A 24,705-nucleotide genomic window follows, 5' to 3' on the forward strand; every position below is an offset into this window, starting at 1 on the left:
CTCGACTCGACGAACGATCACCGCAACCGCAACGTGAACGGCAACCGGCAACGGCTCCTGCCCCGGCCGGGCTAACGCGGCCAGAAACTCGTCCGTTCTCGACTCGACGAACGATCACCGCAACCGCAACGTGAACGGCAACCGGCAACGGCTCCTGCCCCGGCCGGGCTAACGCGGCCAGAAACTCGTCCGCCACGCCCGCGGCCCGGGGTGCGGCACCCGGGCGCGCGCCGGGATCGTGGACGCCGGATCGGACCACTCGCTGCCGCCGGCGCCGCCCTCGGGCGCCGCGCCGGCGGCGGCCGCCGCGGCACGGGCCTGCACCACCGCCAGTGCGGCGGCCAGCTCCTCAGGTGTCGGGTTGCCCCGTACGACCTTGATCATCTGCGACCACCCTCCTACAGCGGGATGTTGCCGTGCTTCTTCGGCGGCAGCGCCTCGCGCTTGTTGCGCAGCGCGCGCAGCCCGCGCACGATGTGCCGGCGCGTCTCGGACGGCTCGATCACCGCGTCGACGTAGCCGCGCTCGGCCGCCACGTACGGGTTGAGCAGGGTGTCCTCGTACTCCTGGATCAGCTCCTGGCGCCTGGCGTCCTGCGCGGCGGGGTCCTCGATGGCGGCCAGGGTGCGGCGGTGCAGGATGTTGACCGCGCCCTGCGCGCCCATCACCGCGATCTGCGCGGTCGGCCAGGCCAGGTTCAGGTCGGCACCCAGGTGCTTGGAGCCCATGACGTCGTACGCGCCGCCGAACGCCTTGCGGGTGATGACCGTGATCAGCGGGACCGTCGCCTCGGCGTACGCGTAGATCAGCTTGGCGCCGCGCCGGATGATCCCGTCGTACTCCTGGTCCGTCCCCGGCAGGAAGCCCGGCACGTCCACGAACGTCAGCACTGGGATGTTGTAGGCGTCGCAGGTGCGCACGAACCGTGCGGCCTTCTCCGAGGCCTTGATGTCCAAGATGCCCGCGAACTGCATCGGCTGGTTGGCGACCACGCCGACCGAATGGCCCTCGACCCGTCCGAAGCCGGTGACGATGTTCGGCGCGAACAGCGCCTGGGTCTCCATGAACTCGCCGTCGTCCAGGACGTGCTCGACCGCCGTGACCATGTCGTACGGCTGGTTCGCCGAGTCCGGGACCAGGACGTCCAGCTCGCGGTCGTAGTCCGAGGTCGTCAGGTCCGCCTCCTCGGGGAAGACCGGCGGCTCGGAGAGGTTGTTGGACGGCAGGTAGGACAGCAGGCCCTTGACGTAGTCGATGGCGTCCTTCTCGTCGCCCGCCATGTGGTGCGCCACACCGGAGGTGGTGTTGTGCGTGCGCGCGCCGCCCAGCTCCTCGAAGCCCACGTCCTCGCCGGTGACCGTCTTGATGACGTCCGGGCCGGTGATGAACATGTGCGAGGTCTGGTCGACCATGACCGTGAAGTCGGTGATGGCGGGGGAGTAGACCGCGCCGCCCGCGCAGGGACCGACGATCAGCGAGATCTGCGGAATGACGCCCGACGCGTGCGTGTTGCGGCGGAAGATCTCGCCGTACATGCCCAGCGAGACCACGCCCTCCTGGATGCGCGCGCCGCCGGAGTCGTTGATGCCGATGACCGGGCAGCCGGTCTTGAGCGCGAAGTCCATCACCTTGACGATCTTCTCGCCGAAGACTCCGCCGAGCGCCCCGCCGAAGACCGTGAAGTCCTGGGAGAAGACGGCCACCGGGCGGCCGTCGACCGTGCCGTAGCCGGTCACCACACCGTCGCCGTACGGGCGGTTCTTCTCCAGCCCGAAGTTGGTCGACCGATGCCGCGCGAACTCGTCCAGCTCGACGAACGAGCCCTCGTCCAGCAGCAGATCGATGCGCTCACGCGCCGTCAGCTTCCCCTTGGCGTGCTGCTTTTCCACCGCACGGGCGGAGCCGGCGTGCGTGGCTTCGTCGACCCGCCGTTGCAGATCCGCCAGTTTGCCCGCGGTGGTGTGGATGTTTGCTTCCGGTTCGGACATCGGGATGCGGCTCCTGCTCGTCCTGGACTGGTGCTCGTACTGAGGGTGGTACGTGTATGGCTACCGACTCGTAGCGTATCGGCGGGGCTGCTCAGCGGCACTGCGTCGTTGACCACACCTAGGCTGGTGCCATGACGCCTCAACCACCGGGAAACCGGGACAAAGACGCCGGCCGCTGGAGCGATCTGGGCCGTCCCCCGCTGAACGCCCACGCGCTGCGTCGTGCCCTCGTGCGCCCCGGCGCCCTGTGGACCTCCCTCGACGTCGTCCCCGCCACCGGCTCCACCAACACCGACCTGGCCGGGCGCGCGGCCGAGGGCGTGGCCGAGGGCGCCGTGCTGGTGGCCGAGGAGCAGTCCGCGGGACGCGGCCGCCTCGACCGCACCTGGTCGGCGCCCCCGCGCTCCGGCCTGTTCTTCTCCGTCTACCTCACCCCCCGTGTGCCCGTCGAGCGCTGGGGCTGGCTCCCGTTGCTGGCCGGAGTGGCCACCGCCACCGCGCTGTCGCGTACGGCCGGCGTCGACACCGCACTCAAGTGGCCCAACGACCTCCTGGTCACGGTCGACGGTGCCGAGCGCAAGGCCGGCGGCATCCTCGCCGAGCGGGCCGCGGACGGCGTCGTCGTCGGCATCGGCCTCAACGTCACCCTCACCGCCGACGAACTGCCCGTTCCCGGCGCCGGCTCCCTGGCACTGGCCGGCGCCCGCACCACCGACCGCGACCCGCTGCTGCGCGCCGTACTGCGCTCCCTGGACCACTGGTACGGCGAGTGGCAGACCGCCGACGGCGACCCCGCCGCCAGCCGGCTCCAGGAGGCCTACGCGGCCGGCTGCGCCACGCTGGGCCGCACGGTGCGGGCCGAACTCCCCGGCGGCACCGACATCGTCGGCGAGGCGGTCGCCATCGACGGCGACGGGCGCCTGGTCCTGGCCACGGCGGACGGCGTACAGCAGCCGGTGGGCGCGGGCGACATCATCCACCTGCGCCCGGCCGGAGGGGACGGCAACGGACAGCCGCAGTAGCCGCACCGGGGAGGAGCCACGCCGCCGCCCCGGGCAGCCCCCGCACAAACGGCAACCACCCACGGCTCCGCCCCGGCCCGCCCCGACGCACCCGCACCCGGGGCCAGTGCCACGGCGCCCCCGCACGAACCGCAACCACCCCGGCTCCGCCCCGGCCCGCCCCGACGCACCCGCACCTGTGAGCCACGGCACACCCGTGCCGTATCGTTGAGGCGGTCCGCCAGGGAGCGGACCACCGGCGAGCAGTGATCGGAAGGGCAGTGCGCAGGGATCGGACAGGGAGCGGCCGGTGACCGCCGACGACTCGGGCGCCGCCCCGCGCGACACGGACACCGAGGACGATGCCGTACGCGACGTGCCGGCGGGCGACCCGCCGGGGGCCGTCGACGAGGGCGACGAGAACAGCATCGCCCTGCGCCTGGAACAACTCATCCTCGGCGCCGACCGCCGCTACACGCCGTTCCAGGCGGCCCGCAGCGCCGGTGTCTCCATGGACCTGGCGGCCCGCTTCTGGCGGGCCATGGGCTTCGCCGACATCGGCCAGGTCAAGGCCCTGACCGAGGCCGACGTGCTCGCCCTGCGCCGCCTCGCCGGCCTGGTCGAGGCCGGCCTGCTGAGCGAGGCGATGGCCGTCCAGGTCGCCCGTTCCACGGGCCAGACCACCGCCCGCCTCGCCGACTGGCAGATCGACTCCTTCCTGGAGGGCCTCACCGAGCCCCAGGACTCCGGCCTGACCCGTACGGAGATCACCTATCCGCTGGTGGAGCTGCTCCTGCCCGAGCTGGAGGAGTTCCTGGTCTACGTCTGGCGGCGGCAGCTCGCCGCGGCCACCGGCCGGGTCGTACGGGCCCAGGACGACGTGGAGATGGTCGACCGCCGGCTCGCCGTCGGGTTCGCGGACCTGGTGGGCTTCACCCGCCTGACCCGCCGTCTGGAGGAGGAGGAGCTGGGCGAGCTGGTGGAGGCGTTCGAGACCACCTGTTCGGACCTGGTGGCCGCGCACGGCGGCCGGCTCATCAAGACCCTCGGCGACGAGGTGCTCTTCTCTGCCGACGACGCCGGTATCGCCGCCGAGATCGGCCTGCGGCTGATCGAGACGATGAGCCACGACGAGACGATGCCGGAGCTGCGGGTCGGCATCGCCTTCGGCACGGTCACGACCCGGATGGGCGACGTCTTCGGCACGACCGTCAATCTGGCCAGCCGGCTCACCTCGATAGCCCCGAAGGACACCGTCCTGGTGGACGAGGCCTTCGCGGAGGAGCTGGGCCGGATCGGTGACGCGCCGGTCTCCGAGGCGGACGCCGCGGCCGCGGAGAAGGCGGCCGAGGAGGGCACCGGCGAAGCGCCGCCGTCCTACCGCTTCGCGCTGCAGCCGATGTGGCAGCGGCCGGTGCGCGGCCTGGGCGTCGTGGAGCCGTGGCTGCTGACCCGGCGCGGCTGACCGGCCCCGGTGGCGCGACGGGCGCCCCGACCCCCTGTCCCGCCGGGCCCCCGCCTGGCATGATCCCCCCAGTCGAGCAGGTCAACGTTCGTTAACACGGGAGGGTTCCATGCAGCGGTTCGGCGCGGACGAGTGGGTCGGCATCGAGCGCCATGGCCACGTGGCGGAACTGGTCATGGACCGCCCCAAAGCCATGAACGCGGTCTCCACGGCGATGGCCGACGGCCTGTCACAGGCCTGCGCCGAGCTGGCCGCGGACCGCTCCGTACGGGCGGTGGTGCTCACCTCCACCCACGAGCGGGCGTTCTGCGTCGGCGCCGACCTCAAGGAGCGCAACTCCTTCACGGACGCGGACCTGATGCGCCAGCGCCCGCACACCCGCGCCGCGTACACGGGCGTACTGGAGCTGCCGGTGCCCACCATCGCCGCGGTGCACGGCTTCGCGCTCGGCGGCGGCTTCGAGCTGGCGCTGGCCTGCGACCTGATCGTCGCGGACGGCACCGCGGTGGTCGGCCTGCCGGAGGTGTCGGTGGGCGTCATCCCCGGCGGGGGCGGCACCCAGCTCCTGCCCCGCCGGGTGGGTGCCGCGCGGGCGGCCGAACTGATCTTCACCGCCCGGCGGGTGCCGGCGGCCGAGGCGGCGGAGCTGGGGCTGGTCGACCAGCTGGTGGCGGACGGTCAGGACCGGGCCGATGCGCTGGCGCTGGCCGCGGGGATCGCCCGCAACTCGCCGGTCGGGCTGCGCGCCGCCAAGCGTGCGCTGCGCCTGGGGCACGGCCTGGACCTGCGCACCGGCCTGGACCTGGAGGACGGTGCCTGGCGCAGCGTGGCCTTCTCCGGGGACCGCGCGGAGGGCGTGGCGGCCTTCAACGAGAAGCGGGACCCGCAGTGGCCCGGTGAGTGAGGCCCGGGCGCAGCGGCCCGGTCAGTGAGGCGCTGCGCGTGAGCCGGGCCGCCACGGGCGGCCCGTCGCCGGTGACACACCGTAACCGATCCCCCTCTCGCCCCCGTTTCGGCTCCCACCAGCCACGACGCGGATAACGCCCAGGTGTCATTCCCGCACTCAAAGGGGCGAAAGGGGCTAAACATTCCTACGCTGTAATACAGAGCGTGCTCACGGTGACGGAATGTGAGGATCCGGTGACGGGCGAGGGCGATGCGAGGCTGCGGGCAGTGGTGGAGCTGGCGCAGGCGATGGCGGCCGCGCACACCCCACGCGAATCGGCGCACGCCGCGGCCCAGGGTGTGCGCCTGGCCCTGGGCGGCTCCTTCGCGGCGATCTCGAAGTGGGAGCGCGAGCTGGGCAAGCTGCGGGTACTGGTCAACGTCGGCGAACTCGCCGAGGGCGAGGAGGAGTTCCCGGAGGACGAGAGCTACCCGGTGCACGAGTTCCCGGAGATCGTCGGCTTTCTGCACGAGCAGTGGGCCGGCGGCGGCGAGCCCAGCGCCTGGGTGGAGACGGCCGAGGCGGACCCTCCTCCGGGGAGCCCCGGACCCGGCGGGCCGGAGGGCGATCGGGACGGCCCCTACAACCACCAGCGGGTGGCCGCCCTGCGCCGCCGCGGCCGGGGATGCTGCGTGGTCGCCCCGATCGTGCTGCACGGCCGGGCGTGGGGCGAGCTGTACGTCGCCCGGCGCACCGAGGAGCCCGTCTTCGGCCGGGCGGACGCCGACTTCGCCAGCGTGCTGGCCGCCGTGACGGCCGCCGGGATCGCCCAGACCGAGCGGCTTGCGGAGGCCCGCCGGCTGGCCTTCACCGACGCGCTGACCGGCCTCGCCAACCGCCGGGCGGTCGACATGCGGCTGGACGAGGCGCTGGAGCTGCACCGCGCGGAGGGCGCGGTGGTCAGCCTGGTGGTGTGCGATCTCAACGGGCTCAAGCGGGTGAACGACTCGCGCGGCCACGCGGTGGGCGACCGGCTGCTGGAGCGGTTCGGGTCGGTGCTCTCGTTGTGCGGCGCGATGCTGCCCGGCACGCTCGCCGCCCGGCTCGGCGGCGACGAGTTCTGCCTGCTCGCGGTGGGCCCGCCGGCCGACGAGGTGGTCAAGGTGGCCGCCGAGCTGTGCCGGCGGGCCGGCGAGCTGGACCTGGGTGAGGGCGTCGCGGTGGGGGTCGCCTCGACCGGTGACCCGATCGGCCCGGTGCGCAGCGGTCGCCGCCTCTTCCGGCTCGCGGACGCCGCGCAGTACAAGGCCAAGGCGGCGGGCTCGGGCGAGCCGGTGGTCGCCGGCCGGCACGGCGGCCGGGACGACCCGGTCGTACGGCTCGCCGACGCCCCCGACCGGCGGCCGGGGCCGGAGCGCCGGCGCTTCAGGAGGTGAGGCGGCAGATCTTTGGGAGGCGCCGCCGGCCGCTCGCGGTCACCCCCGGTAAGGGGTGATCCCGAAATCCGGTGGTGACATCCGGCGATTCAGTCTCTAGGGTGCCTGAATATGGATATGCACACTGTGGTGCTGGGGACGTCCGGCACGACCGCACAGGACGTCATCGCGGTGGCCCGCGGCGCGGCCCGGATCGAGCTGTCCGAGGAGGCCCTCGCGGCCGTCGCCGCCTCCCGCGCCTTCATCGACGAACTCGCCGCCAAGCCCGACCCCGTCTACGGCGTCTCCACCGGCTTCGGCGCCCTGGCCGTACGCCACATCAGCCCCGAGCTGCGGGCCCAGCTCCAGCGCAACATCGTGCGCTCGCACGCGGCCGGCATGGGCCCGCGGGTCGAGCGCGAGGTGGTCCGCGCGCTGATGTTCCTGCGGCTGAAGACCCTCGCCTCCGGGCACACCGGCGTCCGCCCGCTGGTCGTCGAGACCATGGCCGCGATACTCAACGCCGGCATCACTCCCGTCGTCCACGAGTACGGCTCCCTCGGCTGCTCCGGCGACCTCGCACCGCTCTCGCACTGCGCGCTGACGCTGATGGGCGAGGGCGAGGCGGAGGGCCCCGACGGCGTGGTACGCCCGGCCGGGGAACTGCTGGCCGCGCACGGCATCGCGCCCGTCGAACTGCGCGAGAAGGAGGGCCTGGCCCTCCTCAACGGCACCGACGGCATGCTCGGCATGCTCGTGATGGCCTGCGCCGACCTCGCGCGGCTCTTCACCTCCGCGGACATCACCGCGGCCCTCTCCCTGGAGGCGCTGCTCGGCACGGACAAGGTCCTCGCGCCCGAGTTGCACGCCATCCGCCCGCACCCCGGGCAGGCCGCCTCGGCCGCCAACATGCTGAAGGTGCTGGCCGGTTCGGGCTTCACCGGGCACCACCAGGACGGCGCCCCGCGCGTCCAGGACGCCTACTCCATCCGCTGCGCCCCGCAGGTCGCCGGTGCCGGGCGGGACACCCTGGACCACGCCCGCCTGGTCGCCGACCGCGAGCTGGCGTCGGCGGTCGACAACCCGGTGGTGCTTCCCGACGGCCGGGTGGAGTCCAACGGCAACTTCCACGGCGCGCCGGTCGCCTACGTGCTGGACTTCCTGGCCATCGCCGCCGCCGACCTCGGCTCGATCGCCGAGCGCCGCACCGACCGGCTGCTGGACAAGAACCGCTCGCACGGCCTGCCCGCCTTCCTGGCCGGCGACCCGGGCGTCGACTCCGGCCTGATGATCGCCCAGTACACCCAGGCAGCGCTGGTCAGCGAGTTGAAGCGGCTGGCCGCGCCCGCTTCTGTGGACTCCATCCCGTCCTCCGCCATGCAGGAGGACCACGTCTCGATGGGCTGGTCCGCGGCGCGCAAGCTGCGCACGGCCGTCGACAACCTGACCCGGATCGTCGCCGTCGAGCTGTACGCGGCGACCCGAGCCGTCGAGATGCGCGAGGGGCTGACGCCGGCGCCCGCCACCCGCGCCGTGCTGGACGCGGTGCGTGCCGCGGGCATCCAGGGGCCGGGCGAGGACCGCTTCCTCGCGCCGGACCTGGAGGCCGCCTACGCGTTCGTACGGGCCGGGAAGCTGGTGACGGCCGCGGAGTCGGTCACCGGGGAGCTGGCGTAGGGCGGGACCGGGGCGGCCGAGGCGACCGGGGCGGCTGGGTCACCTGGGTTTGCTGAGGCGTCTGCGGCGACCGGTCTGTTGAGGCGACCGGGGCGGCCGAGTCGACCGGGTCGGGTCGGCTGGGTCGACCGGGGCTGCTGAGACTAGGCGGCCGGGGCGCGCCTCTCGCCGCCGGAATACCCTGCGAATCGCCGCCGGAATACCCTCCGAAACCGCCGCGTTGTGGCCCCGCAGGGGGCGCTCGCAACCCCTACGGGATCTGTTCCCCTCACCCCTAAGGCCCCGGGACCGCGCCCGGGGCCTTGCCCGTGCGCGTGGGCGGTCAGGCCGTTTCGTCGGGGGTGCGGCGTACGGAGTAGGCGACCAGCGCGGCGCCGAGCGCGAGGAAGCCGGCGCCGCCGATCACGTACGGGGTGGTGTCCGGGCTGCCGGTGTCGGCGAGGAAGTGCTGGGGGGCGGCGGGCCCGGGGGCCTTGGCATCGCTCCCCGTGCGGCTCGCCCGGTCCGGCCCGCCCGCCGGGCCCGGCTGGTCCGCCAGCCCCGGTTCGGCCGGCGCGGAGGCCGTCCGCAGACCGGATTCTGTCGCTCCGTCAGTGCCCACGATCGCGTTGGCGGACGGTACGAACCACAAGGCGAACAGTACCGATCCCGCGGCGGCGGCGGTCAGCAGTGGTCGTCGTGCGGTCACGAAAGCGATCCCCCTTGTGGGTTCGGCGAATTGGCCGTTGAGCGCAGATGTTAGTGACCGCCGCGGGTCGCGGGGAAGTCGGGACCCGTCCATGCCTAACCTCCGTGCTATGAGCAATGGTGAGACATCACGTTTTGTGCGCCTTCATGTCGAACTGATCATGGAGGTCACCGACGCCGGGCAGCTGACCGGCGCCGCCCTGGAGCGCATCGACGGCGACACGTCGCTGCCGGACGAGGAGCGCAGGCAGTCCCAGGAGACCGTCAAGGAGGACCCGGCGGAGGCGCTGGCCCATCTGGTCGACCCCTTCGACCTCGTCACCGCGGTGCCGGGCGCGGAGCTCGCCCAGGCCTCCTGGAGCAGCGAGGAGCTGACCGACTACGACCCCGAAGCCGAGTGGGACGCGGCGGAGTGGGACCTGGCGGACGATGCGGACGGGGAGGGCTGACACCGGGCGCCGCTCCCGCACCCCCACCGGCCACGGCCCCCGCGCGGCGTCCCGCCCGCACGGGGGCCGACTGCGTGGAGCGGGTCGCCGGTGGCGGCCCGGTGCCTGGGGCCTTGCACCCTGCGTGACCGGCCGGAGGCTCCCGGTCCGCCGGAGGGGGTCCACGTAGTGGCCTACCCCACACTTTTCGGGCGAATGGAACGGGCGAAACGGAAAAGGCGTTCAAATGGCGTCGGCCGGAATGTCGGCGTCCAGATATGCCTGCGCTCAGTAGGCAGTCAGCTCGGGGAAAGTATGCGAATTCGGTAGCAATGGAGATGCGTGTGATGACGGACAGCAAGCGCCGCAATAGCCTCATAGCCAGCGCCGCGCTGCTCGGGGGCGTACTCACGCTGACGGCGTGTGGCGCCAGCAGCGCGGCTGACGGAGGCGGTGTCGGCGCCGAAGCCACCCGTCACGAGAGCGCCCAGCAGGTCGACGAGGCGGCCGCGAAGGACGTCTCCGCCGCTGAGATCACCATCTCGCCGAAGAACGGCGACACCCACGCGAGCCTCAGCAAGCCCGCCAAGGTCACGGTCAGTGGCGGACGGCTCACCGACGTCACGATGACCTCCGTCGAGTCCGGGCGGACGGTCAAGGGCACGATGTCGGCCGACGGCACCTCCTGGCAGCCAGACCAGCCGCTCAACCGCTCGACGAAGTACAAGGTCACCGCGCGTGCGGTGGACTCCCAGGGCCGTAAGGCGGTGGAGAACTCAAGCTTCACCACGCTGACGCCGGCCAGCAGCTTCATCGGGAACTTCACGCCCGAGGACGGCTCGACCGTCGGCGTCGGCATGCCGGTCTCGATCAACTTCGACAAGCCGATCAAGAACAAGGCCGCCGTGGAGTCCGTGATCAACGTCTCGGCGAGCAGCAACCAGCGCGTCGTCGGCCACTGGTTCAGCGACACCCGGCTGGACTTCCGCCCCCAGGAGTACTGGCAGGCGAACTCCGAGGTCACCATGGAGCTCGGCCTGAGCGGCGTCGAGGCCTCGCCGGGCGTCAGGGGCATCCAGAGCAAGACCGTCAGCTTCCATGTCGGCCACTCGCAGGTCAGCACCGTCGACACCAAGACTCACCAGATGACCGTCGTGCGCGACGGCCGGGTCGTCAAGACGATCCCGATCTCGGCCGGCGGCAAGGAGAACCCGACCTACAACGGCGACATGGTCATCTCCGAGCGGTTCAAGCAGACCCGGATGGACGGCTCGACGGTCGGCTTCAAGAAGAAGAACGGCAAGGGCGAGTACGACATCCCCGACGTGCCGCACGCCATGCGCCTGTCGGCCTCCGGCACCTTCATCCACGGCAACTACTGGGGCAAGGGCATCTTCGGCACCGCCAACACCAGCCACGGCTGCATCGGCCTGAAGGACGTCAAGGGCGCCGACGACCCCAAGACGGACGGCGCCTGGTTCTTCAACCACTCGCAGACCGGCGACGTGGTGAAGGTGGTCAACTCCCCGGACCGCACCGTCAAGCCCGACAACGGCCTCAACGGCTGGAACATGGACTGGTCGCAGTGGGTCGCGGGCAGCGCCCTGGCGTGATCCGAGGGCAGTGCCCCGCAGTGGTCCGTGCGGCGCGGGTGATCGCGCAGCGCCGTACGACCTGACCGCCGTACGACCTGACCGACGCAGGACCTGACCGACGCAGGACCTGACCGCCGTACGACCTGACCGACGCCCGGCGGTGCCGTACACACGGCGCGCCGGGCGTCGTCGTCGACGGCCTGCGGGAGGCGGCCGAGGACAGCGCCGTGCCCGGCGCCGCGAGGCCGCCCGGCGGGCCGTGACACGAGCGGCCGTAGAGTGACCGGGTGAGCGAGCGCGGAGGAAAAGGGCGCGGCGGGGCCCGGCCGTCGGCGGCCGACGAGCTGGTCGCGAAGGTGCTCGGCAGCGTCCGTTACGCACCCGACGGAGCCCGGGCCGAGGACGCCATAGAGGCGGGTGCCTCGATGCTGGCCGCCGCCGAGCCCGGCTGGGAGGCGGTGAGCGCGGCGGTGGTCGACGCCGCGGTGGCGGGGGTGCGGCAGTGCTGGGCGGGCGGCTGGCACCCCGCCGACCTGGAGCGGATCGTCCGGCGTGCGGCGCCCGACGCGACGCTGGTGGCGCTGGTCGTCGACGCCGTCGCCGCGGAGCACGCCCGGCCCGCCGCGACCCGCCCCCGGCCCGGCACGCGCTGGTCCGAGCAGCTGCGGCGGCTGGGCGCCGAGGTGTGGTGGGAGTCCGACCGCGGCTACCTCGACGCGGTCGCCGCGCGTCGCCGCACCTCCCGCTTCGAGACCGCCTACGACGTGCTGGCGGCGCTGCGCGTCCTCGCCCGGCTGCCCCGCATCACCCCGCTGCCGACCCCGCCGGAGACCGGGACGGGGGCCGCGGCGGGGCGCCGCGCCGGGGACGCCGCATCGCGCGCCCTCGGGCGCATCCGCGGCCTGCTCGCCAAGGCCGAGGCGACGAACTACCCGCAGGAGGCGGAGGCGCTGTCCGCCAAGGCGCAGGAGCTGATGGCCCGGCACAGCATCGACGAGGCGCTGCTCGACACCGCGGACGGCTCGCCGGGCGGCCCGACCGGCGGCCCGTCGGCGGTCCGCATCGGCATCGAGGGGCCGTACGAACAGGCCAAGGCGCTGCTGCTGGACGCCGTCGCGACCGCCAACCGCTGCCAGGCCGTCTGGGCCGCCGACGTCGGCTTCTCCACCGTCGTCGGCTTCCCGCCCGACCTGGAGGCGACCGAGATGCTCTACACCTCCCTCCTCCTGCAGGCCACCACTGCCATGAACCGCGCGGGCGACGACCACGGCCGCGCGCTGAGGGAGCGGGGCGGCACCCCCGTCGCCGGCGGCCGCTCCCGCCGCACCCGGGACTTCCGCCAGACCTTCCTCGTGGCGTACGCCGACCGCATCCGCGACCGGCTGACGGCGGCCACCGCCGCCGCCACGGCCGCCGCCACCGCCGAGTCCGCCCCAGCGGCGCCGGACCTCCTTCCGGTCCTCGCCGCCCGCGAACTCGCCGTCGAGGAGACCACCGGCGCCCTCTTCCCGGACACCGCCCCGGTCCGCCTGCGCGGCGTGAACGACGCGGCCGGCTGGCACCAGGGCAGAGCCGCCGCGGACCGCGCCCGCCTCGGCGAGGGCTGAACCCGCGCACTCCCGCACCTGCGCACTCCCGCACCTGCGCCTCCCGCACCTGCGAACTCCCGTGTTCCGGCTCCGCCGACGACGGCTGACCGGAACCCGGTCTCCGCTCTCGCGGCCGCCTCGTAGGCCCCGCGGCCGGTCGGTAGATCGTCGGTCGGCAGGTCGGCAGGTCGGCAGGTCGGCAGGTCGTTCGCCCGGCAGGTCGTTCGCCCGGCAGGCCGTTCGGCCGGCACCGCCCGGCAGGCAGGTCGGCAGGCTGGCACCGCCCGGCATGCAGGTCGGCAGACCGGTTAGCCGGCACCGCCCCCCGGCAGGCGCCTACGGCGCGAAGTACACCCCCGGCGGCACCCCCACCGCACGCCGGAAGGCCGCGACGAACGCGCTCGGGGAGGCGTAGCCCACCCGCGCCGCCACGGCCGCGACGGTCGCACCGCCGGCCAGCAGCGGCATCGCGGCCTGCAACCGGACCCGGGTGCGCCACTGTCCGTACGGCATACCGGTGTCGGCCACGAACGCACGGGCCAGCGTCCGGCCGCTCGCGCCCACCCGGGCGCCCCACTCCGCCAGGGTCCGCCCGTCCGCCGGATCGGCGCGCAGCGCCTCAGCGACCCGGCGCGCCCGCGGGTCGCGGGGCATCGGGGCCTGCACCGTCGCCACCGACACCGGACGCAGCTGGTCCAGGACGACGGCCTCGGCCCGTTCGCGGGCGGCCGCGGTCAGGGTGTCGTCCGCCAGATAGCGGATCAGCTCGCGCAGCAGCGGTGAGACGCCGACGACGGTGGGCGCCGACCAGTCGACCGGGCAGCGCCCGGGCAGGAAGTACAGGCTGCGGAAGAGCGCCGGACCGGCGGCGCCGGTGGAGTGGTGGGTGCCCGCCGGGATCCACAGCGCCATCGACGTCGGCAGCACCCATGTGCTGCCGACGGCCCGCACGGCCAGCACCCCCCTTCCCGCCCAGGCGAGTTGGTGGTGCTCGTGGCGATGGCGCTCGAACCACTGCCCGCCGTCCATCGCGAAGCTCCCCACGACGACGGCCGCGCCGGCCGGCGGCCCCGTCGGCGCCACCTGCCCGGCCGGCCCCTCGTGCCCGTCCGGCTGCGCACCGCTGTCCGTCCTGCGATACAACATGTCCCCCTGTCGCGTGGTGGTCGGCTGGCGCCGCTCCCTACCCTCGGCGCATGCCTTCCATGAACCGATATCACCAGTGGCTGTGCAGCTCCCGGATATGGGCCCGCGCGGTGGAGAAGGACCTGCTGCCCTGGGCCCTCGACGAGGTGCAACTGGGCGCCGACACCTTGGAGATCGGGCCCGGATACGGCGCCACGACGCGAGTGCTGGAGCGCCGGTCCGGCGGCCGGCTGAGCGTCCTGGAAGTCGACCGGGACGCGGCGGAGCGGCTGCGCGCGCAGTACGGCGACCGGATCGCGGTCGTCCACGGCGACGGCACCGAGATGCCGCTGCCGGACGCCGCCTTCGACACCGTCGTCTGCTTCACGATGCTGCACCATGTGCCCACGCCGCGGCAGCAGGACCAACTCTTCGCCGAGGCACTGCGGGTGCTGCGCCCCGGCGGCGTCTTCGCGGGCTGCGACGGCCGCGCGAGCCGCGGCTTCCGCCTCGTCCACCTGCGCGACACCTACGTCCCCGTGCCGCCCCAGACCCTCCCCGCCCGGCTGCGCGCGGCGGGCTTCACCGACCCCGGAATCGCCGTCGACGTCACCAAGGACCACTTCCGCTTCCGCGCGGTCCGCCCGTGACACCCACCCGCCGCCCCGGGGCCGCCACTCACGACAGCAGCCCCCGCTCCAACCGGCACCCGAGGCGGTCGCTGGTGGCGGCTACAGGGCGTCGAACGGCGGCACGACACGGACGATGCTGATCAGCAGATCGGACTGTCCCGGCCACGGAAGCCGGGCGATGTCTTCATCAGGCGCCGTGCCGTCGAGGATTTGTGCTGTGTTGCCTCAACAGTTCTACCAACTCGCCGCAGGCACTCGGCGCGCGGCGATCAGATGGTCTCTGCTGCCACTCGCGCCGACTGATCGAAAACGCGCCGACCCCGGAGTCTTTCCCTTCGTGCGGATGCAGGTTCCACCCACAACACTCAACCAATTTCGCCAGCTGTCCCCCTGCGCCTCTCATGACCGCTAGTATCTGGCTGCAGCGCCCTTAGTGTGTGGGGGAAGGGGTGGAAGATGGATTCAGAAGTGCTCACTGCGCTCTTTGGGGTAGTGGGGGCGGTAGGGGGATTCATTCCTATCGTTTTTGAAACGCTCCGAAAGCTACGCGCAGGCAAGCAAGCCGATAGCGTGACCATTCAACTGGTCGACGGGCGGACCTCCATTTCGGCAAGCGGCCGCATCGGTGCGGTCATTACTGGTGACTCCGAAGATAAGCGCAAGCGCCGCGAGGAGCCCATCCTTCTGGACCCCGCGAATGATAAGGACGTCGATCGCGTCTTGGGGATTCTGAACGACTCCAAGACGGATAGGGGTGCCTGAGGACGTGCCTATTCCGCAACAAAGGCCCGGCGGCGTGTTTTCTTCCTCCGCTCCCACTGCCTTCAATTCGGACTCGCTCAAGGCATCACTGGCGGGCGCTGGAGCCGGAGTCGGCTTGGCCGCTCTCATTGACGCGAAAGACGGCGAGACGCTCGCCGGCAAGGCCTTCCTTTACCTCTGCCCGCTTTTTGCCGTTATTTTGTCCGCGATTTTCGAGTGGGTGTTGATCACGCTCGATCGCGCAACGAAGAGAAAAAGGGCCCGGGCGCGTTTGGAAGTGGCGAAAGCCGCACTGGCTGACCCGAATATCGGAGCCACCCGCAAGGATGAATTGACTCAGGTGATCATTCAAACGGAGAACGAAGCGATGGAGTGGGGCATCAAGCTGAAAGGTTAACACCGGGAAGAGCCGGGAAGGGTATGCGAATTGGTGCGAGGCAACCCTTGGGGGTAAGTCAATCGGAGCATCACTAACCGCAGCGAGGTAGGGCATTGATCATCGAGCTTGACGTGCCGCCAGACATTGAGGCGGGCCTGAACAGCGGGGACCTCATGCGGTACGGGAGCGTGATTCGTGACCGCCTGGGAAACATCGTAAAGCACTTGAAAGAAGTTCCTGGGTCTTCGATCGGCCAAGAGGTCGCAAAGCGCATGACGGTGAGCTTTAACAAACCGCTGGCAATTGCCGCCGTGACCGCTCTCGGTGCCGCGGCTGCAGGGGCATCCGTGATCATTTCCGCGAGGAAGCGCAGGCAGGTCGGCAAGGGCGAGGACGAGTCGCGAGAGCAGACGTCGCCTTCCCGGAGCAAACTCGCTGTTGATCCTCGCCAGCACCTTGAAAATCACGAGGAGAACTCGATCGGGGCACTCGGCGCGCGGTCCTCCGAGGCCGTCTCCGAGTAGGGGCCGGCCGCAGCGGTAGGAAGTCCAGGCGTTCCCGGGCCAGCCGACGCGGTTTCTTCCCGGTGCCGACTCCCAGGACAGCTGGCGCCAGTCCCACCCGCAGTGCCCGTTCGGGCTTGGTGCCGAAAGCTGCTGCTGGTGCGGGGGTTCAATGGCAGAGGTGTGCAGCTGTGGCATACGCGAGGAGGTTCGCGAAGCGCAGCCAGCTGAGGAGGTAGGTGTTCAGCGGTGCGTAGCCGGGGCGGGTCAGGCGGCTGATGCCGTGGATGGTGTCGGTCAGTTCGTCTTGTGCCGGGCCGTTCAGGCGGCCGAGGCTCGTGAGGTACGCGGCGGCGCAGGCGTCGAGACGGGCGTGCAGGTCGGCGATTAGTCGTGCCTGGGTGTCGCTGGAGAGCGTCGCATCGGGGTGGGCCGAGCGCCGGAAGGCGGAGTGGCGGTTCGCCACGGCTGCGACGAGTCCCAGGCGGGAGGGCGCCGTTTCACCGGGCCAGCGAGGTCGACGCAGATGAGCGGTGTCGGTGGGCTGCGGGGTTCGCCGGCCGGCCGCCTTCTCCGCGTGACGGCGGGCCGCGAACGCCTCAAGTTCGTTGAGCCTGGCTGCTCGGCTGGCCTCCAGTGCGCTCAGCGCGCGCAGCAGCGCCGCAGGATCCTTGCGCAGGTCGGGAGAGGGACATGCCGTCGCGGCGAGGTAGGCCCAGGTCGCGTGGAAGCCGAGCGGGCAGTAGTGCCCGACGGCGCACCTCAGTGCTGAGTGCCGTCGGGCAAGGGGCAACCGCGCGTCGCGCACCCTGCGCGCGTGGGTTCTGAAGCCCACTCGAAGTCGTCAGCCCTCAGCAGGGGCAACGCCTACCGGGCAGCTCACGCCCGTTCCCCCGATCCCGCAGTACCCCGAGGGGTTCTTGTCGAGGTACTGCTGGTGGTACCCCTCCGCCGGATAGAACGGGCGGGTCGTGTCGGCGGGGAGGATTTCGGTGGTGATGTCGGAGTAGCCGGAGGTGCGCAGGACGGTGCGGTAGGCGTCGCGGGAGGACTCGGCGGCCTGCTGCTGGGCGGGGGAGTGGGTGTAGATCGCGGAGCGGTACTGGGTGCCCGCGTCGTTGCCCTGGCGGAAGCCCTGGGTGGGGTCGTGGGACTCCCAGAAGAGCTTGAGCAGGGCGGTGTACGGGACGACCGCCGGGTCGAAGACGACGCGGACGGCCTCGGTGTGCCCGGTGTGGCCGCTGCAGACCTCTTCGTAGGTGGGGTTCGGGGTGTGCCCGCCCTGATAGCCGACGAGGGTGGTCCATACGCCGTCGGTCTGCCAGAACTTCCGCTCGGCGCCCCAGAAGCAGCCCAGGCCGAAGTCGGCGATCTCCATGCCGTCCGGATACGGGCCGAGCAGCGGGTTGCCGAGGACGGTGTGCCGGTCGGGGACGGCGAAGGCCCGCTCGGGGCGGCCCTCAAGGGCTTCCTCGGGGGTGGGCAGGTGCGTCTTGAAGCGGGAGAACAGCATGGGATCAGGCTCCTGGTGGGGAGGGAGAGCGGGGGACCGGGCGGGAGTGGGCGGCGGCGGGTGGGAGTGGACGGCAGTGGGCGGGAGGAGATGTGGTGAGCGGGATGTGCTGAGTGTCCACTGACGGCAACGTCCGGGAGCGGTACGGCATTCCGTCGGCCCGGCGCGTCGACGTGCCCTAGTTGCCCGCCGGTGGGAAGCCCGCCGACGTTCCGCCGAGCTGTTCCCAGCCGGCGATGGCCAGGGCGCGGTAGGCGGCGTATTCGGCGGCCGGGCTGTGGCCGTAGGACCAGGGGACGGCGCCGACGTGTCCGTCGACCAGGCGGAGCTGCTCCATGGCCTCGGCGTAGCGCTCGGCGCGGACCAGGAACCACACCAGCAGATGGCGGACGTGCGGGGCCATGGGGTGGTCGGCGGGGGCCTCGCGGAGGGCGAAGTGGGCGCCCTCGATGGCGCGCTCGACGACCGCGCTCTGGTAGAGGCTGCGGACCATGTTGGCCTCGGGGAGGTGCTCGTAGACCGCGAAGAGGGGGAGCGCCGGGAGCAGGGTCCCGGCGGGGGCGGCGGACGCCGCGCGCTCGGCGAAGGCCTCGGCCTCCTTGCGGGAGCCGTGCCACTTCTGCGACCAGTAGGGAAGGGCGGCGAGGTGGGCGCCCATGTGCTGCGGGGCGCGCTGGGCGACCTTGGACCAGAGCTCCTCGTAGTCGGCGGGGCGGTCGCCCAGACCGCGGGCGACGGCCAGTTCCGTGATGTACGGGATCGGGCTGCCGGGGGCCAGCAGGGCCGCCTCCCGGCAGACCGTGCGGGCCTCCTCCAGGATCATCCGGAAGTCCTGCGAGCCCGGGTCGCGCAGCGCCTGGACGACCAGGAACTGGGCGTGCGTCTGGGCGCCGCCGGGGTCCTTGGGCGCCTCCGAGCGCCAGGTCCGCAGCCAGATGCCGCCGGTCCGGCCCCCGCCGTCGGCCTCCGCCCCGCCCTCGGCCAGCTCGAACGCGGCCGCGCCGGCCAGCGTCTGCACCCGCTGCCAGCGGCGCTCCCAGTCGTCGCCGGTGGACTTCAGCAGCTCGGCCGCCGGGCGCCAGTCGTGCGTCCGGCGCATCTCGGCCAGCGCGGCGTCCAGCTCCTCGTCGGGGCCCGGCAGCCGTACGTCCAGCTCCTCCAGTGGTACGAAGCCGTAGCCCGCCATCGGGTCGGCGGCCACCACCAGGCCCCGCTGGGTGTGGGCGGCGGCCCGCCGGCGGCGCATCCAGGGCAGGAAGACGAAGCCGCCGAGCGCGAGCGCGGCGAGGAGAACCAGCAGAGCGTCCATGTGAGGTGTCCTGTACCTGTAGCGGTGCGGCGGGGCCGTGGTGGTGCGGGGGTGGCGCGGCGGGAACCCGGGTGCGGTGCCCTTGTATGTATCCACTATCCAGCGAACCAGAAAGTTCCGGGAAGGCCGGAGCCGACTACCCTCGGCAGGCATGAGCGATCAGCGCGACCAGCGCCACCAGCATTTCGAGACCCTTGCCATCCATGCGGGTCAGGAGCCAGACGAGGCCACCGGTGCGGTGGTACCGCCCATCTACCAGGTGTCCACGTACAAGCAGGACGGGGTGGGCGGGCTCCGCGGCGGCTACGAGTACAGCCGCAGCGCCAACCCGACCCGTACCGCCCTGGAGGAGAACCTCGCCGCCCTGGACGGCGGCCGCCGCGGCCTCGCCTTCGCCTCCGGCCTCGCCGCCGAGGACTGCCTGCTGCGGACCCTGCTGAGCCCCGGTGACCACGTCGTCATCCCCAACGACGCCTACGGTGGAACGTTCCGTCTCTTCGCGAAGGTCGTCGAGCGGTGGGGCGTGGAGTGGTCGGTGGCCGACACCTCCGACCCGCAGGCCGTCCGCGCGGCGCTGCGGCCCCGTACGAAGGCGATCTGGGTGGAGACGCCCAGCAACCCGCTGCTCGGCATCAGCGACATCGCGGCGCTGGCCGGCATCGCGCGGGACGCGGGCGCCAGGCTCGTCGTCGACAACACCTTCGCCAGCCCCTACCTGCAGCAGCCGCTCGCCCTGGGTGCCGACGTGGTGGTCTACTCCACCACCAAGTACATGGGCGGCCACTCGGACGTGGTCGGCGGCGCCCTGGTCGTCAACGACGACACCCTCGGCGAGGAACTGGCCTACCACCAGAACGCGATGGGCGCGGTCGCCGGCCCGTTCGACGCCTGGCTGGTGATGCGCGGCATCAAGACGCTGGCCGTACGGATGGACCGGCACAGCGCCAACGCGGCGCGGATCGCCGAGATGCTGGTCGCGCACAAGAAGGTGACCCGGGTCTTCTACCCGGGGCTGTCCGAGCACCCCGGCCACGAGATCGCCGCCAAGCAGATGCGCTCCTTCGGCGGCATGGTGTCGTTCCAGGTCGCGGGCGGCGAGCAGGCGGCGGTGGAGGTCTGCAACCGCGCCGGGCTGTTCATCCTCGGGGAGTCGCTGGGCGGTGTCGAGTCGCTCATCGAGCACCCGGGGCGGATGACCCACGCCTCGACGGCCGGTTCCGCGCTGGAGGTCCCCGGCGACCTCGTACGCCTCTCGGTCGGCATCGAGTCCGCCGACGACCTGCTGGCCGATCTGGCGCAGGCGCTGGGCTGATCACCCGGCACCGGGCCGACGGGCCGGCCGCCGCGCCGGTCCGTCACCGCCCCTGTGCGCGGGGGTGGTGACGGACGGCGGCGGTGACGGTCAGGGCCGGTCCACGGCTGCGGCGGTCACGAGCCGGGCGGACCGGTCGCCGGGCGGACCGGTCGCGGTGCGCGGGGCGTTGTGCCCCTCGGCGTCAGGAGGCCGGGCCCGCCGGCGTCAGGGACGCGGTGATGTCGGAGAGGGAGGCGTTGAAGCGGGTCAGGAGCGTGGTGAAGGCCTCGCGCTCCTCCTCGGACCAGCCCTCCGTCACCAGTGCCATCAGGGCCCGGCGCGAGGCCCGCACCTCGTCGAGCCGGGCGTGCCCGCGCTCGGAGAGCTGGAGCACCACCGCCCGGCCGTCCTCGGGGTGGGTGGCGCGGCTGACCAGCCCGGAGTCGACCAGCGGGGCGACCTGCCGGGTGACCGTCGAGGAGTCGATGCCCATGCCGGCGGCCAGGGCCTTGACGCCCATCGGGCCTTCCTGGTCGAGGCGGTTGAGCAGCAGGTACGCGGCGCGGTCCATGGAGTTGCGCGCCTGTCCGACGCCGCCGAGCCGGCTCTGTTCCGCGCGGCGGGCGAAGACGGCCACTTGGTGCTGCAGCGCGTCGAGGAGAGCGGGATCGGTGTGGGTCGTCATGTCCGAAGAGGTGGGCATGGCCGGGAGCTCGCTTCGATGGATATGCGTATGGGTGGGAGGACAGCGTACGCGGACCCGGCGCGGAGCGTACCTGTGCTGCCCATTTTGATAACGCCCTGTAACCCCTGCCCGCCCTTTGGACGGACCGGCCGGGCGCCGGGCGAACTGCGAGACTGGCGGCATGGCCGCTCCTTCGCCGCGTACGCCGCACCACCCCTCCGAATCCGCGCCCTCGCTCTCCGGGCTCGCCGGTGGTCCGATCACGGTCGATGACGTACGCGAGGCGCACAAGATCCTCTCGGGGGTCTCCCGGGCCACCGCGATGGAGGGCAGCCGCTATCTGTCCGGGCTGGTCGGCGCGCCCGTGCACCTCAAGTGCGAGAACCTCCAGCGCACCGGCTCGTTCAAGATCCGCGGCGCCTATGTGCGGATCGCCGGGCTCAGCGCGCAGGAGCGGGCGGCCGGTGTGGTGGCCGCGAGCGCCGGCAACCACGCACAGGGCGTGGCGCTCGCGGCGTCCCTGCTCGGGGTGCGCTCGACGGTGTTCATGCCGGTCGGCGCGCCGCTGCCGAAGGTCGCCGCGACCCGCGAGTACGGCGCCGAGGTGCGGCTGGAGGGCCAGGTGGTGGACGAGACGCTGGCCGCCGCCGAGGAGTACGCGCGACGGACCGGCGCGGTCTTCATCCACCCCTTCGACCACCGCGACGTCATCGCCGGGCAGGGCACGGTGGGCCTGGAGATCCTCGAGCAGTGCCCGGAGGTGCGCAGCATCGTCGTGGGGGTCGGCGGCGGCGGGCTCGCGGCGGGTATCGCGCTCGCGGTCAAGGCGCTGCGGCCGGATGTGAAGGTCATCGGGGTGCAGGCGGCCGGGGCGGCCTGCTATCCGCCGTCGCTGGCGGCGGGGCGTCCGGTGGCGGTCGAGGGGCTGTCGACGATGGCGGACGGCATCAAGGTCGGGCGGCCCGGCGAGGTGACCTTCGAGATCGTCCGGGACCTGGTGGACGAGGTCCGTACGGTCTCCGAGGACGAACTCTCCAGCGCGCTGCTGCTGTGCCTGGAGCGGGCGAAGCTGGTGGTGGAGCCGGCCGGGGCGAGCCCGGTGGCGGCGCTGCTCGCCGACCCGAAGGCCTTCGAGGGGCCGGTGGTGGCGGTGCTGTCCGGCGGGAACGTCGACCCGCTGCTGATGCAGCGCATCCTGCGCTTCGGCATGGCGGCCGGCGGCCGCTACCTCTCGCTGCGGCTGCGGCTGACGGACCGGCCGGGGGCGCTGGAGACGATGCTCGGGGTGCTGACGGTGGTCGACGCGAACGTCCTGGACATCGGTCATGTGCGCACCGATCCGCGGCTCGGGCTGACCGAGGTCGAGGTGGAGCTGCATCTGGAGACCAAGGGACCGGCGCACTGCGCCGCGGTGCGCGCGGCGCTGAGCGAGGCGGGCTACGCCGTGGCGGAGTGACCGGCGGCGGCGCCGGGCGGTGACCCGCGAGGGGCTGCGCGGCGGCCCGCGGGGGCCGGGAGCGGGGTTCGTACGGCTTCGAAAATTGTATCGCGATGTATCGCGTCGGGGAGTAGCATCGCGGCTGCGGGATGCCGGTGAGCCGAGGCGTTCCGTTGCGCACGCATTGGTACAGGGCGCCTTTAGGCCGCCGAACGTAACATTTCCACCTGGAACTGACCCAAGCTATGGGGGTACCCCTATGCCAGGCGCCATTTACGCCGAAGGTCTGGTGAAGACCTTCGGCGACGTGAGGGCACTGGACGGCGTCGACCTCGACGTTCCCGAAGGAACCGTCCTCGGAATGCTCGGCCCGAACGGTGCCGGCAAGACCACCGCCGTACGGGTCCTGACGACCCTTCTGCGCCCCGACAGCGGCAGGGCGCAGGTCGCCGGGATCGATGTCCTCGCACACCCCGACAAGGTACGCCGGTCCATCGGCCTCTCGGGCCAATTCGCCGCCGTGGACGAGTACTTGACCGGTCGCGAGAACCTGGTGATGGTCGGTCAGCTCTACCAGATGAGCGGTCGCGACGCCAAGCGCCGGGCCGCCGAGCTGCTGGAGCGCTTCCACCTCGGCGACGCCGCCGAGCGCACCGCCAAGACCTACTCCGGCGGGATGCGCCGTCGCCTCGACCTCGCGGCCGCGCTGGTCGTCAGCCCGCCCGTGATGTTCATGGACGAGCCGACCACCGGCCTGGACCCGCGCAACCGCCAGGCGCTGTGGGACGTCATCCAGGAGCTGGTCGCGGGCGGTACGACGCTGCTGCTCACCACCCAGTACCTGGAGGAGGCCGACCGCCTCGCGCACGACATCTGCGTCGTCGACCACGGCAAGGTCATCGCCCGCGGCACCGCCGACCAGCTCAAGGCGCGCACCGGCGGCGAGCGGGTGGAGGTCGTCGTGCACGCCCCCGAGCACCTCACCGTCGCCGACGAGGTCCTGCGCGGCTTCGCCAAGGGCGAGAGCACGGTCGAACCGCACATCCGCAAGCTCACGATCCCGGTGACCGGCGGCGCCAAGCTCCTCGCCGAGGTCATCCGCGAACTGGACGCGCGGGGCGTGGAGATCGACGACATCGGGCTGCGCCGCCCCACCCTGGACGACGTGTTCATCTCGCTGACCGGGCACGCCGCCGAGACGACGGACGACAGCGGCGCCCCGGCCGGGGCGGACGGCGCCGACGCCGCACCGGCCGGGCGCCGGAAGGAGGGTGTGAAGTGACGACAGTGACCGAAGCGGCCGGTGGCTCCCATGCGCCCGCCCCGCAGTCCCGCGGCGGCGTCGGCCAGTCCGTACGCGACTCGCTGGTGGTCGCCAAGCGCAATCTGATCCGGATGCTGCGGATCCCCGAAGTCGTGATCTTCGGGCTGATCCAGCCGATCATGTTCGTGGTGCTGTTCACCTACGTCTTCGGCGGCTCCATCAACATCCCCGGCGCCCCGATCGGCGACGCCCAGGCCTATCGCGAGTTCCTGATGGCCGGGATCTTCGCGCAGACCGTCACGTTCGCCACCGCGGGCGCCGGCGCGGGCATCGCCGACGACATGCACAAGGGGCTCATCGACAGGTTCCGCTCGCTGCCGATGTCCCGCGGCGCGGTGCTCACCGGCCGGACCCTCGCCGACCTGGTGCAGACCGCGCTGACGCTGGTGGTGCTGGCGGTGGTCGCGCTGCTGATCGGCTGGCGCACCCACGAGAACATCGCCGCGGTGCTCGCCGGCTTCGCGCTGCTGCTCCTGCTCGGCTACGCCTTCTCCTGGATCGGCGCGCTGATCGGCCTGTCGGTGCGCACGCCCGAGGCGGCCACGTCCGGCGGGCTGATCTGGCTCTTCCCGCTGACCTTCATCTCCAACGCGTTCGTACCGGTCGACGGCATGCCGACCTTCCTGCAGCACATCGCGGAGTGGAACCCCTTCAGTGCGACGGTGGCCGCGGCCCGGGAGCTGTTCGGCAACACCATCGCGGGGGTGCCCAAGTCGGTGACCGGCGCCTGGCCGATGGAGCATCCGGTGCTGGCGTCGGTGATCTGGTCCGTCCTGATCATCGCGGTCTTCCGGGCCCTGGCGGTCCGCAAGTACCGGTCGGCGACGGCCTGAGGGGCCCGGGCCACGCACGACGTGGCGCGGGAGCGCGCGGCTGCGGCGCAGCGCGCAGAGACGGCGAAGCGGGGGGGGGGGGGGGGGGGGGGGGCGGGGGGGGGGGGGGGGGGGGGGGGGGGGGGGGGGGGGGGGGGGGGGGGGGGGGGTGGGGGGGGGGAAAGGGTAGGTCTTTTA

The 24,705-nt window shown here is 72.3% G+C and carries 24 protein-coding genes; 16 read left to right on the top strand and 8 right to left on the bottom strand.

Going from position 1 to position 24,705, the window contains the following annotated elements; translation table 11 throughout:
* Positions 1–168: 168 nt before the first annotated feature.
* Both AC0680_RS37040 and AC0680_RS37045 read right to left on the bottom strand, forming a co-directional pair.
* The gene (locus AC0680_RS37040; protein ID WP_384492202.1) at positions 169–384 is read right to left on the bottom strand and encodes an acyl-CoA carboxylase epsilon subunit; all 216 of its coding nucleotides are present in this window, start codon (positions 382–384) and stop codon (positions 169–171) included.
* 14 nt (positions 385–398) lie between these two features.
* A complete protein-coding gene (locus tag AC0680_RS37045; protein ID WP_478637443.1) occupies positions 399–1,988 on the bottom strand; it encodes an acyl-CoA carboxylase subunit beta in 1,590 nt (529 codons plus the stop codon).
* Between the two features lie 131 nt (positions 1,989–2,119).
* On the opposite strand from AC0680_RS37045, the gene AC0680_RS37050 reads away from it, so the two are divergent.
* From AC0680_RS37050 to hutH, 5 genes are all read left to right on the top strand, one after another.
* Entirely contained in the window at positions 2,120–3,010 is an 891-nt protein-coding gene (locus AC0680_RS37050; protein WP_478637444.1) for a biotin--[acetyl-CoA-carboxylase] ligase, read from the top strand.
* A gap of 289 nt (positions 3,011–3,299) precedes the next feature.
* A complete protein-coding gene (locus AC0680_RS37055; RefSeq protein ID WP_478637445.1) occupies positions 3,300–4,454 on the top strand; it encodes an adenylate/guanylate cyclase domain-containing protein in 1,155 nt (384 codons plus the stop codon).
* Positions 4,455–4,563: 109 nt separating this feature from the next.
* Positions 4,564–5,358 carry an enoyl-CoA hydratase/isomerase family protein gene (locus AC0680_RS37060; protein ID WP_478637446.1) on the top strand — a complete coding sequence of 265 codons (795 nt, stop codon included), beginning with the start codon at positions 4,564–4,566 and terminating at the stop codon, positions 5,356–5,358.
* 290 nt (positions 5,359–5,648) lie between these two features.
* On the top strand, positions 5,649–6,776 hold the full coding sequence (locus tag AC0680_RS37065) for a GGDEF domain-containing protein (protein WP_478637463.1): 1,128 nt from the start codon (positions 5,649–5,651) through the stop codon (positions 6,774–6,776).
* A gap of 111 nt (positions 6,777–6,887) precedes the next feature.
* Positions 6,888–8,432, top strand: a complete 1,545-nt coding sequence (hutH, locus tag AC0680_RS37070; protein WP_478637447.1) for a histidine ammonia-lyase — start codon at positions 6,888–6,890, stop codon at positions 8,430–8,432.
* A 322-nt stretch (positions 8,433–8,754) separates the two neighbouring features.
* Here hutH and AC0680_RS37075 read toward each other — a convergent pair whose 3' ends face one another.
* Positions 8,755–9,120 (bottom strand): hypothetical protein, encoded by a 366-nt coding sequence (locus AC0680_RS37075; RefSeq protein ID WP_478637448.1) that lies wholly within the window; start codon positions 9,118–9,120, stop codon positions 8,755–8,757.
* 109 nt (positions 9,121–9,229) lie between these two features.
* On the opposite strand from AC0680_RS37075, the gene AC0680_RS37080 reads away from it, so the two are divergent.
* From AC0680_RS37080 to AC0680_RS37090, 3 genes are all read left to right on the top strand, one after another.
* A complete protein-coding gene (locus AC0680_RS37080) occupies positions 9,230–9,568 on the top strand; it encodes a hypothetical protein (protein ID WP_478637449.1) in 339 nt (112 codons plus the stop codon).
* 326 nt (positions 9,569–9,894) lie between these two features.
* Positions 9,895–11,160, top strand: coding sequence for a L,D-transpeptidase (locus tag AC0680_RS37085; protein WP_478637450.1), 1,266 nt, complete (start codon positions 9,895–9,897; stop codon positions 11,158–11,160).
* Between the two features lie 338 nt (positions 11,161–11,498).
* The gene (locus AC0680_RS37090) at positions 11,499–12,749 is read left to right on the top strand and encodes a DUF2786 domain-containing protein (RefSeq protein ID WP_478637464.1); all 1,251 of its coding nucleotides are present in this window, start codon (positions 11,499–11,501) and stop codon (positions 12,747–12,749) included.
* A 318-nt stretch (positions 12,750–13,067) separates the two neighbouring features.
* Here the strand turns inward: AC0680_RS37090 and AC0680_RS37095 are convergent, their stop codons facing one another.
* A complete protein-coding gene (locus AC0680_RS37095; RefSeq protein WP_478637451.1) occupies positions 13,068–13,877 on the bottom strand; it encodes an AraC family transcriptional regulator in 810 nt (269 codons plus the stop codon).
* Positions 13,878–13,927: 50 nt separating this feature from the next.
* Between AC0680_RS37095 and AC0680_RS37100 the strand changes: the two genes are divergently transcribed.
* The 4 genes from AC0680_RS37100 (at position 13,928) to AC0680_RS37115 (ending at position 16,153) form a co-directional block, all read left to right on the top strand.
* Positions 13,928–14,506, top strand: coding sequence for a class I SAM-dependent methyltransferase (locus tag AC0680_RS37100; protein WP_478637452.1), 579 nt, complete (start codon positions 13,928–13,930; stop codon positions 14,504–14,506).
* A gap of 438 nt (positions 14,507–14,944) precedes the next feature.
* Positions 14,945–15,250, top strand: coding sequence for a hypothetical protein (locus AC0680_RS37105; protein WP_478637453.1), 306 nt, complete (start codon positions 14,945–14,947; stop codon positions 15,248–15,250).
* Positions 15,243–15,647 carry a hypothetical protein gene (locus AC0680_RS37110; RefSeq protein ID WP_478637454.1) on the top strand — a complete coding sequence of 135 codons (405 nt, stop codon included), beginning with the start codon at positions 15,243–15,245 and terminating at the stop codon, positions 15,645–15,647. The genes AC0680_RS37105 and AC0680_RS37110 overlap by 8 nt, the downstream gene beginning before the upstream one ends.
* A 95-nt stretch (positions 15,648–15,742) precedes the next feature.
* Positions 15,743–16,153: a hypothetical protein gene (locus AC0680_RS37115; RefSeq protein WP_478637455.1), complete on the top strand. Its 411-nt coding sequence runs from the start codon at positions 15,743–15,745 to the stop codon at positions 16,151–16,153.
* Positions 16,154–16,301: 148 nt separating this feature from the next.
* On the opposite strand, the gene AC0680_RS37120 is transcribed toward AC0680_RS37115, so the two are convergent.
* The 3 genes from AC0680_RS37120 to AC0680_RS37130 form a co-directional block, all read right to left on the bottom strand.
* On the bottom strand, positions 16,302–16,925 hold the full coding sequence (locus tag AC0680_RS37120; protein WP_478637456.1) for a hypothetical protein: 624 nt from the start codon (positions 16,923–16,925) through the stop codon (positions 16,302–16,304).
* Between the two features lie 51 nt (positions 16,926–16,976).
* Entirely contained in the window at positions 16,977–17,645 is a 669-nt protein-coding gene (gene msrA / locus AC0680_RS37125; RefSeq protein WP_478637457.1) for a peptide-methionine (S)-S-oxide reductase MsrA, read from the bottom strand.
* A gap of 178 nt (positions 17,646–17,823) precedes the next feature.
* The gene (locus AC0680_RS37130; RefSeq protein WP_478637458.1) at positions 17,824–18,954 is read right to left on the bottom strand and encodes a hypothetical protein; all 1,131 of its coding nucleotides are present in this window, start codon (positions 18,952–18,954) and stop codon (positions 17,824–17,826) included.
* A 151-nt stretch (positions 18,955–19,105) separates the two neighbouring features.
* Between AC0680_RS37130 and AC0680_RS37135 the strand changes: the two genes are divergently transcribed.
* Positions 19,106–20,266 carry a cystathionine gamma-synthase gene (locus AC0680_RS37135; RefSeq protein WP_384432528.1) on the top strand — a complete coding sequence of 387 codons (1,161 nt, stop codon included), beginning with the start codon at positions 19,106–19,108 and terminating at the stop codon, positions 20,264–20,266.
* Between the two features lie 184 nt (positions 20,267–20,450).
* On the opposite strand, the gene AC0680_RS37140 is transcribed toward AC0680_RS37135, so the two are convergent.
* Positions 20,451–20,951: a MarR family winged helix-turn-helix transcriptional regulator gene (locus AC0680_RS37140; RefSeq protein WP_478637459.1), complete on the bottom strand. Its 501-nt coding sequence runs from the start codon at positions 20,949–20,951 to the stop codon at positions 20,451–20,453.
* A 163-nt stretch (positions 20,952–21,114) separates the two neighbouring features.
* Between AC0680_RS37140 and ilvA the strand changes: the two genes are divergently transcribed.
* The 3 genes from ilvA (at position 21,115) to AC0680_RS37155 (ending at position 24,528) form a co-directional block, all read left to right on the top strand.
* Positions 21,115–22,389, top strand: coding sequence for a threonine ammonia-lyase (ilvA, locus tag AC0680_RS37145; protein WP_478637460.1), 1,275 nt, complete (start codon positions 21,115–21,117; stop codon positions 22,387–22,389).
* A 241-nt stretch (positions 22,390–22,630) separates the two neighbouring features.
* Positions 22,631–23,653, top strand: coding sequence for an ATP-binding cassette domain-containing protein (locus AC0680_RS37150; RefSeq protein WP_478637461.1), 1,023 nt, complete (start codon positions 22,631–22,633; stop codon positions 23,651–23,653).
* Positions 23,650–24,528, top strand: a complete 879-nt coding sequence (locus AC0680_RS37155) for an ABC transporter permease (RefSeq protein ID WP_478637462.1) — start codon at positions 23,650–23,652, stop codon at positions 24,526–24,528. Before AC0680_RS37150 ends, AC0680_RS37155 begins: the two co-directional genes overlap by 4 nt.
* Positions 24,529–24,705: the final 177 nt, after the last annotated feature.

The organism is Streptomyces sp. NPDC043738 (assembly GCF_056436545.1).

What these genes read in the sequence shown, in the direction of transcription:
- AC0680_RS37040 (WP_384492202.1), bottom strand. Translation starts at nt 384, where the DNA reads ATGATCAAGGTCGTACGGGGCAACCCGACACCTGAGGAGCTGGCCGCC.
- AC0680_RS37045 (WP_478637443.1), bottom strand. Translation starts at nt 1,988, where the DNA reads ATGTCCGAACCGGAAGCAAACATCCACACCACCGCGGGCAAACTGGCG.
- AC0680_RS37050 (WP_478637444.1), top strand. Translation starts at nt 2,120, where the DNA reads ATGACGCCTCAACCACCGGGAAACCGGGACAAAGACGCCGGCCGCTGG.
- AC0680_RS37060 (WP_478637446.1), top strand. Translation starts at nt 4,564, where the DNA reads ATGCAGCGGTTCGGCGCGGACGAGTGGGTCGGCATCGAGCGCCATGGC.
- AC0680_RS37065 (WP_478637463.1), top strand. Translation starts at nt 5,649, where the DNA reads ATGGCGGCCGCGCACACCCCACGCGAATCGGCGCACGCCGCGGCCCAG.
- hutH (WP_478637447.1), top strand. Translation starts at nt 6,888, where the DNA reads ATGGATATGCACACTGTGGTGCTGGGGACGTCCGGCACGACCGCACAG.
- AC0680_RS37080 (WP_478637449.1), top strand. Translation starts at nt 9,230, where the DNA reads ATGAGCAATGGTGAGACATCACGTTTTGTGCGCCTTCATGTCGAACTG.
- AC0680_RS37085 (WP_478637450.1), top strand. Translation starts at nt 9,895, where the DNA reads ATGACGGACAGCAAGCGCCGCAATAGCCTCATAGCCAGCGCCGCGCTG.
- AC0680_RS37095 (WP_478637451.1), bottom strand. Translation starts at nt 13,877, where the DNA reads ATGTTGTATCGCAGGACGGACAGCGGTGCGCAGCCGGACGGGCACGAG.
- AC0680_RS37100 (WP_478637452.1), top strand. Translation starts at nt 13,928, where the DNA reads ATGCCTTCCATGAACCGATATCACCAGTGGCTGTGCAGCTCCCGGATA.
- AC0680_RS37105 (WP_478637453.1), top strand. Translation starts at nt 14,945, where the DNA reads ATGGATTCAGAAGTGCTCACTGCGCTCTTTGGGGTAGTGGGGGCGGTA.
- msrA (WP_478637457.1), bottom strand. Translation starts at nt 17,645, where the DNA reads ATGCTGTTCTCCCGCTTCAAGACGCACCTGCCCACCCCCGAGGAAGCC.
- AC0680_RS37130 (WP_478637458.1), bottom strand. Translation starts at nt 18,954, where the DNA reads ATGGACGCTCTGCTGGTTCTCCTCGCCGCGCTCGCGCTCGGCGGCTTC.
- AC0680_RS37135 (WP_384432528.1), top strand. Translation starts at nt 19,106, where the DNA reads ATGAGCGATCAGCGCGACCAGCGCCACCAGCATTTCGAGACCCTTGCC.
- AC0680_RS37140 (WP_478637459.1), bottom strand. Translation starts at nt 20,951, where the DNA reads ATGCCCACCTCTTCGGACATGACGACCCACACCGATCCCGCTCTCCTC.
- ilvA (WP_478637460.1), top strand. Translation starts at nt 21,115, where the DNA reads ATGGCCGCTCCTTCGCCGCGTACGCCGCACCACCCCTCCGAATCCGCG.
- AC0680_RS37150 (WP_478637461.1), top strand. Translation starts at nt 22,631, where the DNA reads ATGCCAGGCGCCATTTACGCCGAAGGTCTGGTGAAGACCTTCGGCGAC.